This is a genomic window from Streptomyces acidicola (assembly GCF_009377235.1).
Taxonomy (GTDB): domain Bacteria; phylum Actinomycetota; class Actinomycetes; order Streptomycetales; family Streptomycetaceae; genus Streptomyces; species Streptomyces acidicola.
This window is the reverse complement of sequence record NZ_VMNX01000099.1, coordinates 22585-31909: the sequence shown is the minus strand read 5'-3', so window position 1 is coordinate 31909 and position 9325 is coordinate 22585. Positions and strand designations below refer to the sequence as shown.

Below are 9325 nucleotides of genomic sequence, written 5' to 3'. Positions count from 1 at the left end.
GGGCTGGTCAGCTCCAGCCGGCCCCCCAGTTGCGCAGCCCGCTCGGCCATGTTGTGCAGGCCGCTGCGCCGGCCGTCGGGCGGGATGCCCACACCGTTGTCGGAGACCGCCAGACGCAGCTCCCGGCCGTCGGTCTCCAGCACAACCTCGGTTCGGTCGGCGTGGGCGTGGCGGGCGACGTTGGTCAGCGCCTCGGAGAGCACCGCGACCACGTGGTCGGCGGTCTCCTTCGGGACCTGGGTGTCCAGCAGGCCTTCCATCCGGAGGCTGGGCGCGAAGCCCAGGACCGGTGCGGCCTCGCCGACCACACGCACCACGCGCGCCCGCAGGCCCGGTCCGGCGGCGCCCTCGCGCGCACGCAGACCGAAGATCGTCGACCTGATGATCTTGATGGTCTCGTCCAGGTCGTCCACCGCTCGCGCGACGCGCTCCGACGCCTCGGAGTGTTCGATGAAACGGCCCGCGCTCTGCAGCGTCATACCGGCGGCGAACAGCCGCTGGATCGCCAGGTCGTGCAGGTCCCGGGCGATCCGGTCACGGTCCTGGAGTACGGCGATCTCCTCGGCGTCCTTGCGGTGTTCGGCCAGCTCCATCGCCACCGCGGCCTGCGCGGCGAAGCCCTGCAGCGGCTCGGTCTCCTTCTCGGTGAACTCCGTCTGGCCCGCCTCGCGGACGAGCAGGACGATCCCCCGTACGCCGTCGCCCGTACCGATGGGGACGGCCACGGCCGGGCCGAGGCCGGTGAAGCGCTGCGCCCCGGACGAGGCGCGTTCGTCCCGGGCGATGTCGGAACTGATGACGGGGGCGGCCACGGCGAAGGCCCGGCCCAACAGGCCGTCGTCCACGGGCAGGACGAGCCCTCGATGTGCCGTGGCCCCCTCCCCGATGGCCAGTTCCACCGTGAGTGCGTCGGTGTTCTCCATCGGCACCACGACCACGGCGAGTTCGGCGGCGGTGATCTCCCTGGCGCGCTCGGCGATCAGCCGCAGCACCTCGCCGCTGCCGCTGCCGGACAACAGACGGTGAGTGATCTCCGCGCTCGCCCGCAGCCAGCGCTCGCGCAACCGGGACTCCTCGTACAGCCGGGCGTTGTCGATCGCCACACCGGCCGCCACGGCCAGGGTCGACAGCACCGACTCGTCCTCCTCGTCGAACTGCGCCCCGCCGCGCTTCTCGGTGAGGTACAGGTTGCCGAAGACCTGGTCACGCACGCGGATGGGCACACCGAGGAAGGTGTCCATCGGCGGGTGGTGGGGCGGGAAGCCGTACGAGGAGGGGTGCTCGGAGAGTTTCACGAGCCGCAGCGGCTCCGGATGCCGGATCAGCTCCCCCAGGATGCCGTGGCCCTCCGGGAAGTGGCCGATCCGGGCGATCTGCTCCTCGTCGACACCGATCGTGTGGAAGGCCGACAGCCGCCTGCCGTCCGGTCCGATCACGCCGAGGGCTGCGTACTCGGCGTCCACCAGCACGGCCGCGGCCTCCACGATGCTGTGCAGCGCCTGTTCCAGGTCCAGCTCCCGGCCGACCGAGAGGACCGCCTCCAGCAGGCTGTGCACCCGGTCGCGGGTGCCGCGGGCCGCGTCGAGGCGGGCCTGCAACTCCTCCAGCAGCTCGTCCAGCTTCAGATGGGGCAGCCGCACGCGGGCCTCACGGGACTCCTCGGAGTCTCCCACCGGTGATCCTCCAGGACCTTCGAACACCGACGACGACCGGCCGCCGCGGTCAAGTGCCACGGTAACGGTCCAGGGCAGGGGACGATACGCGAGCACGTGCGGCAGCCGGGGGTTCCGGGAGCGGGGCGGGGCTTCAGTGCCGTTCGCGCCGCAGGCGGTCCTGGGCCTGGGTGGCGATGACGGCTGCCTGGATGCGACGCTCCACGCCGAGCTTGGCCAGCAGCCGGGAGATGTGGTTCTTGACGGTCTTCTCGGCGAGGTAGAGGCGCCCGCCGATCTGGCGGTTGGTCAGACCCTCACCGATCAGGGCGAGGATCTCCCGCTCGCGCGCCGTCAGACCGGGCAGGCCGCCGGGTCCCGGGTCCTTGGTCTGTTCGCCACGCAACCGTGCCATCAGCCTGGTGGTGGCGCTGGGGTCCAGCAGGGACTGGCCGGCGGCCACCGTGCGCACGGCGGACACCAGGTCCGAGCCCCGGATCTGCTTCAGGACGTACCCGGAAGCCCCCGCCATGATCGAGTCCAGCAGGGCCTCCTCGTCGTCGAACGAGGTCAGCATCAGACAGGCCAGCTCGGGCATGCGGGAGCGCAGCTCCCGGCACACGGTGACACCGTCGCCGTCGGGCAGGCGCACGTCGAGCACCGCCACGTCGGGACGCAGCGCGGGAACACGTACCAGAGCCTGCTCGACGGTGGCGGCCTCGCCGATCACGGTGATGTCCGGCTCGTCGTTCAGCAGGTCGTGCACCCCGCGCCGTACCACCTCGTGGTCGTCCAGCAGGAAGACCCGGATCGGGTGGTCGCCGCCGGACCGCTCGCCGTCCGCCATCGGATGCTCCTTAACCCGCTCGATCCCGCTCGGTCCTTGTCGATCTTTCTCGATCCTTGCGGCTCGGGGGCCGAACGGCCAGGGCCGTTCGGCCCTGGTTGGCCCGGCGACAGCCGGTGAGGGCGCTTCGGCCCTCTCACCGAGGCGGATCGGCCCTTCTCCTTTGCCCGCATCGGCCCATGTGCCTCGGGACGGCCGGGCGGGACGCTGGAGGTGCTCGGGGCGGAGCTGTCCGTGCCCGTGAAGGAGGAAAGCGTCGTGAAGACCCACACCATCGGCGAAGTGATGACCAGCGAGGTCGTCCAGGCGCAGCGCGAGACACCGTTCAAGGACGTGGTGCGGCTGCTGGACCGTCACCGGATCAGCGGTCTGCCGGTCGTCGATCACGACGACAAGGTGGTGGGGGTGATCTCCGGGACCGAGCTCGTGCGCGGACAGGTGGCCCGGGCCGACACGGGCCGGGGCGGTCGGCTCCGGCTGCCGCGCCTGCGGCGGTCGGGGCAGGCCACCGCCGCACGGGCGCGTGCCACCACCGCGGCGCAACTGATGTCGGCGCCCGCGATCGCCGTGCATCCGGAGCAGCTCGTCCCGGACGCCGCGCGGATGATGGAGCATCACGGCATCGAGCTGCTTCCCGTCGTGGACGAAGAGAACCTCCTCATCGGCATCGCCACCCGCCGTGACCTGCTGCGCGTCTTCCTCCGCACGGACGAGGAGATCCGCCGGCAGGTGACCGAAGACGTCATGGCCTGGCCCCCGAACCTGCCGCCCCCGCCCGTCGTCGTCCACGTCCGGGACGGCATGGTCACGTTGGAAGGGCGCCTGGAGCGCCGCAGCGACATCCCTGTCGTGGTCCGGTCGACGTGGCGGATCGAAGGCGTTGTCGGCGTGGTCAACAGCCTGACCTACCGCGTCGACGACGTTCACCCGCCCGAGAAGCACCACTCGCACAGGATCGGCCACTACTGGCTGCCCGAGCGGTGACGGCCCGCCGTTCACCCGACGCACGGGTCCACGGGGCCGCCCGGGCACGGGCCAGGGCCGAACGGCCCTGGTGCGAGGAGTATCGGTGCCGTTCCAATGGCCTGAGGTGCACGGCGCCGGGCCGTGCGACGGCGCCGGCGTTCCGGCCGGTGGCACCGAACCGTGAGCGACGAACCCCCGCGGAAGCCCGCCATGACCATCGACAACGCCCCGCCCGTCGCCGCCGGGCCGCGCCAGAGCATCGAGCTCGGCAGCGACGAGGCCCTGCGGCTGCTGGGCAGCGTGTCCCTGGGCAGGGTCGTCTTCACCCTGCACGCGCTGCCGACCATCCGCCCGGTCAACCACGTCCTCGACGACGGAGACATCGTCATCCGCACCCACGAGGGCGCCGCCCTGACCTCGTACGCCCGGGGGACCGACGGCCCGGGTGTGGTCGTGGCGTACGAGGCAGACGCCATCGACCCGGACACCCACCTCGGCTGGAGCGTCGTCGTCACCGGCTACGCCCATCTGGTGACCGATCCTCAGGAGCTGGCCCGCTACCAGGACCTGCTCCACCCCTGGGTGATGCAGACCATGGACTACGCCGTCCGCATCCGCCCAGACCTCATCACCGGCATCCGGCTGACCGCGACCGATCGGCCCGCCGGCGCTTCCCGGTAGCCCGCCCCCGCTTCCCGGTAGCCGTCAGGCCGCCCGGACGGCGACGACGTCGTGCTGCGGCTCGCCGAGCACCACCTTGAGTGCGCCGGTGTCGGCGGCGCGGGCGAAGACGTCGTACGCCTCCTCCATCTGGTCCAGCGGGAAGGTGTGGGTGACCAGCGCCGAGGTGGGCAGCCGGCCGGCGGCCGCCATCCGCAGCAGGGTGGGCGTGGAGTAGGTGTCGACCAGGCCCGTGGTGATGGTCACGTTCTTGATCCACAGGTCTTCGAGGTGCAGGGTCGCGGGCCTGCCGTGTACGCCGACGTTGGCCACGTGTCCGCCGGGCCGCACCATGCGTGTGCACAGCTCGAAGGTCTCCGGCGCGCCGACGGCCTCGATGACCACGTCGGCGCCCAGCCCGTCGGTGAGGTCGGCGACCAGTTGCTCCGGGGCCTCGCGGGCGTCGGCCACGGCGTCGGCGCCGAGCCGCTTGGCCGCTTCCAGCCGGCCGGGGTCCAGATCCACGGCGATAATGCGTTCCGGCGCGTACAACTGGCCCGTGGCGATGGCCGCGAGGCCGATGGGGCCGACCCCGACGACGGCGACGGTGTCTCCGGGGTGCACCCGCCCGTTGAGCACGCCCACCTCGTAGCCGGTGGGGAAGATGTCCGCCAGCAGCACGGCGTCCTTGCTGTCCACCGCACCGGGCAGTGCGTGAACGGACAGGTCGGCATAGGGGACGCGGACGTACTCGGCCTGTGTCCCGTCGATCGCGTGGCCGAGGATCCAGCCGCCGCCACCACGGCACTGGCCGTACGTCCGCTCCCAGCAGAAGCGACAGCGACCGCAGGCGGTGATGCAGGAGACCAGGACCCGGTCCCCCGGCTGCACGGTGTGCACGTCGCGGCCCGTCTCGACGATCTCGCCGACCGCTTCGTGCCCCAGCACCGTGCCGGGGCGGACCTCGGGCACGTCGCCCTTGAGGATGTGCAGGTCCGTCCCGCAGATGGTGACGACGTCGACGCGCACGATCGCGTCGGTGGCCTCCTTGATGGCGGGATCCGGAACGTCCTGCCAGGCGGACTGCCCCGGACCGTGGAAGACGAAGCCCTTCATGACCCTTCCCACCTTCCTCGGTCGGCGCGATGAGTGGGGCTCCCCACCTCCATAGTGCCCAGGTCCCGGTCTGTCCGCCTGGGGCCGGTCGGTCCCGGGCGCCCGGGCAGAGGGGACCGACCGGCCCTTCCGCGTTCCCCGCCGCGCCGGATTTCCTGTCCCCATGGCCGAAGACCACACCGGGCACGCGCCGTGCCACAGGGAGCGCACCGTCGGCGGTACGACCGTCGTGGAGTTGCACGGCGAGATCGACATCCTCACGGCGCCGGCCGTCACGGCACGCCTCGACTCCCTGACCGCGCGTCCGCACCCCGACCTGGTGCTCGACCTGCGCCCGGTGACCTTCATCGACTGCACGGGAGTGGGTCTCCTGTGCCGGACCAGGAACCGCACCGTGGCCCGGGACGGCCGGTTGCGGCTGGTCACCGACAGCGCCTGCTTCCGGCGCATCCTGCACGGCACGCTCCTGAGCGGTGTCTTCGAGGTGTACGGCCACCTGTCCGAGGCCCTGGGCGGACGGACCGAAGGGGCCGCCCTCCCCACCTGACGTACACGTGTTCAGGCGTGCGGTACGACCGCGACCGGGCAGGCGGCATGGTGCAGTACCGCTTGCGTGACAGGCCCGATGTGCGTGCCGAGCCGACCGGCCCGGGTCCGGCGTCCCACGACCACGAGCGAGGCTCCCGACGACGCGCGGACCAGTGCGGTGGCCGCCCGTCCTTCACAGACGATCTCGGTGACGGGGACCCCGGGGAACTTCTCGCGCCATGGGAGCAGCAGATCCGTACACGGGCCGGCTCCCTCGGCGGAGGGAACGCCGAAGGCGCGGACCACGCGCAGTCCGGCAACGCGGAGCCGGGCGGCCTCGAAGGCGAACTCGATCAGCTCGTCGCGGGGGCGCCGGGTGTCCAGTCCGAGGACGACATCGCGGTACGGGGTCTCGGGTATCTCCTCGGGCGAGACACCGTCGGACACCGGAAGGTGTTCGTCGGCGGACGTCGCGGTGGCGCGGACGAGCACCACGGGGTGCGGCGACCCGGCGACAACGCGCTGGGACACGGAGCCGACCGCGACCCCCGCGACACCGCTGAGCCCGCTGAGCCCGCTGGATCCGAGCACCAGCAGTTCCGCCTCCGCGGCCGCGGTGAGCAGGGCGTCGACCGCGGAGCCGGGCACCAGCCCGGCGACGATCCGCAGCCCGGAATGTGCGGCACGGACGCTGCCGACCGCCCGGTCGAGGGTCTGCTCGGCCCAGTCGCGCTCGCTGGTGCCCACGGGTACGGAGGGGGCCGGTCGGGGGTGCCACGTCCACGCGTGCACGAGCCTCAGCGCGGCCCCCCGGCGCAGGGCCTCCCGGGCCGCCCAGTGCGCGGCGGCCAGGCTCTCGGCGGAACCGTCGACTCCCGCGGTGACCTGCCGAAGCATGCGGTGTGCCTCCTCCGTCCGGCCTTGTTCGCTCCTCTGATACGAGCATCGCTCCTCTGGTACGGGCATCGCTCCTCTGGTACGGGCATCGTGCCTTTGGTACGAGCATCGTGCGGGAACGGGTTTCCCGCTGGGGCCGTTCAGACCCTTCCCCGGGACCTTGGGGCCCGGCTCCAGCTCCAGCTCCAGCTCCCGCAGGGGAGCGCCGTGCGCCCGGATGGTTGCTCCGTGGTACCGGGCGGCCCCGTCATGAGGCCGGGTGGCCCTTGGGCCCGGCACGGGGCACGGCAGACGCTGGACGTATCAGGTTCGTCCGCCCTTACTGGAGGCACGCCATGAACCCTCCCGCAACCCCAGGCATGCTGCAGGCGCTGCCGGCCGACCACCGGCACCGGCTGATGCGCATCGCCCGGGATGTGTCGTTCCCCATGGGCGTCCGCCTCTTCGAGGAAGGGGGTCGGGCCGGCCGGTTCTGGATCATTCGTACGGGCACCGTCGCCCTGGACATGCGGGTGCCCGGTCGTCGCGCGGTCGTCATCGAGAACCTCGGGCACAACGAACTCGTCGGCTGGTCCTGGCTGTTCGGGCCGCACACCTGGCACCTGGGCGCCGAGGCGACCAGCCCGGTACGCGCCCACGAGTTCGACGCCACCGCGGTGCGCCTGATGTGCGAGGAGGACCCCGCGCTCGGCGCGAGCGTCGCCCGGTGGGTGGGCGACATCCTCGCCCACCGCCTGCGCTCCGCGCGCACCCGGCTCCTGGACCTGTACGCCCCCTACGGCAGCGGCAGCCTCATGTGACCACCCGGCGAGCCGAAACGACAGCGCACGAGGAGGCGTGATGCACGACACCCCGCACATCGTCAGCGATGTGATGACCCACACCGTCGCCGCCATCGGCCGCGAGGCCACCTTCAAGGAGATCGTGCAGATGATGCGGGACTGGAGGGTCAGTGCCCTGCCCGTCCTGGAGGGCGAGGGCCGCGTCGTCGGGGTCGTCTCCGAGGCCGACCTGCTGCCCAAGGAGGAGTTCCGCGACAGCGACCTCGACCTCCCCCGGTACCGGCCCCGCCCGGCCGGGCAGACCCCGGCCGGGCGGCTGCGGCGCCCGGCCGACCTGGAGAAGGCCGGCGCGGTGACCGCCGGGGAGCTGATGACCTCGCCCGCCCTCACCGTCCACGCGGACGCCACGCTCGCCCAGGCCGCTCGGACCATGGCCCACGCCGGGGTCAAACGGCTTCCCGTGGTCGACGACGTCGGCATGCTGCAGGGCGTGGTCAGCCGCGGCGACCTGCTCAAGGTGTTCCTGCGCGACGGCGAGGAGATCGCCGAGGAGGTCCGTCGGGAGGTGGTGGCATACCTCTTCCCTGCGCCGGCGTCGGCCGTTCGCGTCACGGTGGAGGACGGCGTCGTCAGGCTCAGCGGACGGGTGCGTGACCCGTCCCTCGTCCCGGTGGCCGCACGTCTGGTCCGGGCCGTCGAGGGCGTCGTGGACGTGGAGTTCGACTTCTCGGAGCACGACACCTCAGCCCGTTGGGGCTGAGCGTGCCGGCGCCCGCCTCAGGCCTGCGGGGACGGGACAAGGGTGTTGTCGCCGGTGCGGCCGGCGAAGTAGTCCTCGACGTTGCGGGCGGTGGTCTCGACGATCTGCTCGACGGCGTCCCGGGTGAAGTACCCCTGGTGGGAGGTGACCAGCACGTTGTTGAAGGTCATCAGCCGTGCGAGGCGTTCGTCGGTCATCACCTCCAGGGACTTGTCGAGGAAGAACAGTCCCGCCTCCTCCTCGTACACGTCCAGGCCGACGCCTCCGAGACGCCCCGCGCGCAGGGTCTCCAGCAGGGCGTCGGTGTCGACCAGGCCGCCGCGGCTGGTGTTGATCAGGATGGCGTCGTCCTTCATCAGCGCCAGGGCTTCGGCGTCGACCAGGTGGTGGGTGTTCGACAGGAGCGGGACGTGCAGACTGACCAGGTCCGCCTCGGCGAGCAGCCACTCGTGTTCGACGTACTCCATGCCGAGGGCCAGGCAGTCGGGGTTCTCGGTGATGTCCCAGCCCAGCAGCCGCATGCCGAAGCCATGCGCGATCCGGGCGAACGCGGTTCCGATCTTGCCGGTGCCGACCACCCCCGCGGTCCGGCCGCACAGGTCGCGGCCCATCAGTCCGTCGAGCCGGAAGTCGAACTCGCGGGTCCGCCCGGCGGCCCGGGCGATCCGGCGGTCGACGGCGAGCGCCAGGGCCCATGCGAACTCGGCGACCGAGTGCGGCGAGTAGGACGCCACTCGGGCCACCGTCAGCCCCAGTGCCTCGGCCGCCGTCAGGTCGATGTTGTTGAAGCCGGTGGCCCGCTGGGCGAGCATCCGCGTGCCGCCTCCGGCCAGGGTGCGCAGGACGTCCGCGTCCAGCGTGTCGTTGGCACCACAGAGCACGACCTCGTGTCCGACGGCGGTCGGTGCGGTGTCCCGGTTCAGGAACAGCCCCAGGCAGCGCAGCTCATGACGGCCCCGGAACGCCCGGTCGAACGCCGCCCGCAACAGTGGCTCCTCGTCCTTGAGGACGCCGTACGCGACGATCTCCACGCGCGCTCTCCTCCCTCGGGGCGGGTGATCACCTCTCCACCGTAGGACGACACGGACAAGGCGACAGCGACGACGGGGCCCACCAT

At 71.9% G+C, this 9325-nt stretch carries 10 protein-coding genes; 5 read left to right on the top strand and 5 right to left on the bottom strand.

Features of this window, described 5'->3' with window-relative positions:
• Together FPZ41_RS24465 and FPZ41_RS24460 are read right to left on the bottom strand one after the other, a co-directional pair.
• A partial coding sequence (locus FPZ41_RS24465; protein WP_322620663.1) for a sensor histidine kinase occupies nucleotides 1-1673 on the bottom strand: 1673 nt, incomplete at its 3' end.
• Between the two features lie 133 nt (nucleotides 1674-1806).
• A complete protein-coding gene (locus FPZ41_RS24460; protein ID WP_152865868.1) occupies nucleotides 1807-2499 on the bottom strand; it encodes a response regulator in 693 nt (230 codons plus the stop codon).
• A gap of 258 nt (nucleotides 2500-2757) precedes the next feature.
• On the opposite strand from FPZ41_RS24460, the gene FPZ41_RS24455 reads away from it, so the two are divergent.
• Together FPZ41_RS24455 and FPZ41_RS24450 are read left to right on the top strand one after the other, a co-directional pair.
• Nucleotides 2758-3483 carry a CBS domain-containing protein gene (locus FPZ41_RS24455; protein ID WP_322620662.1) on the top strand — a complete coding sequence of 242 codons (726 nt, stop codon included), beginning with the start codon at nucleotides 2758-2760 and terminating at the stop codon, nucleotides 3481-3483.
• 192 nt (nucleotides 3484-3675) lie between these two features.
• On the top strand, nucleotides 3676-4146 hold the full coding sequence (locus FPZ41_RS24450) for a pyridoxamine 5'-phosphate oxidase family protein (protein WP_152865867.1): 471 nt from the start codon (nucleotides 3676-3678) through the stop codon (nucleotides 4144-4146).
• A 24-nt stretch (nucleotides 4147-4170) separates the two neighbouring features.
• On the opposite strand, the gene FPZ41_RS24445 is transcribed toward FPZ41_RS24450, so the two are convergent.
• Nucleotides 4171-5241 (bottom strand): zinc-dependent alcohol dehydrogenase family protein, encoded by a 1071-nt coding sequence (locus FPZ41_RS24445; protein ID WP_131567091.1) that lies wholly within the window; start codon nucleotides 5239-5241, stop codon nucleotides 4171-4173.
• A 163-nt stretch (nucleotides 5242-5404) separates the two neighbouring features.
• On the opposite strand from FPZ41_RS24445, the gene FPZ41_RS24440 reads away from it, so the two are divergent.
• A complete protein-coding gene (locus FPZ41_RS24440; protein WP_194236204.1) occupies nucleotides 5405-5788 on the top strand; it encodes an STAS domain-containing protein in 384 nt (127 codons plus the stop codon).
• A gap of 11 nt (nucleotides 5789-5799) precedes the next feature.
• On the opposite strand, the gene FPZ41_RS24435 is transcribed toward FPZ41_RS24440, so the two are convergent.
• On the bottom strand, nucleotides 5800-6666 hold the full coding sequence (locus FPZ41_RS24435; protein ID WP_152865866.1) for a universal stress protein: 867 nt from the start codon (nucleotides 6664-6666) through the stop codon (nucleotides 5800-5802).
• 335 nt (nucleotides 6667-7001) lie between these two features.
• Here FPZ41_RS24435 and FPZ41_RS24430 point away from each other — a divergent pair, with 335 nt between their 5' ends.
• Together FPZ41_RS24430 and FPZ41_RS24425 are read left to right on the top strand one after the other, a co-directional pair.
• A complete protein-coding gene (locus FPZ41_RS24430) occupies nucleotides 7002-7466 on the top strand; it encodes a cyclic nucleotide-binding domain-containing protein (protein WP_152865865.1) in 465 nt (154 codons plus the stop codon).
• 40 nt (nucleotides 7467-7506) lie between these two features.
• Nucleotides 7507-8208, top strand: a complete 702-nt coding sequence (locus tag FPZ41_RS24425) for a CBS domain-containing protein (RefSeq protein WP_131567080.1) — start codon at nucleotides 7507-7509, stop codon at nucleotides 8206-8208.
• Nucleotides 8209-8225: 17 nt separating this feature from the next.
• Here FPZ41_RS24425 and FPZ41_RS24420 read toward each other — a convergent pair whose 3' ends face one another.
• A complete protein-coding gene (locus tag FPZ41_RS24420; protein WP_322620661.1) occupies nucleotides 8226-9239 on the bottom strand; it encodes a 2-hydroxyacid dehydrogenase in 1014 nt (337 codons plus the stop codon).
• Between the last annotated feature and the right edge of the window lie 86 nt (nucleotides 9240-9325).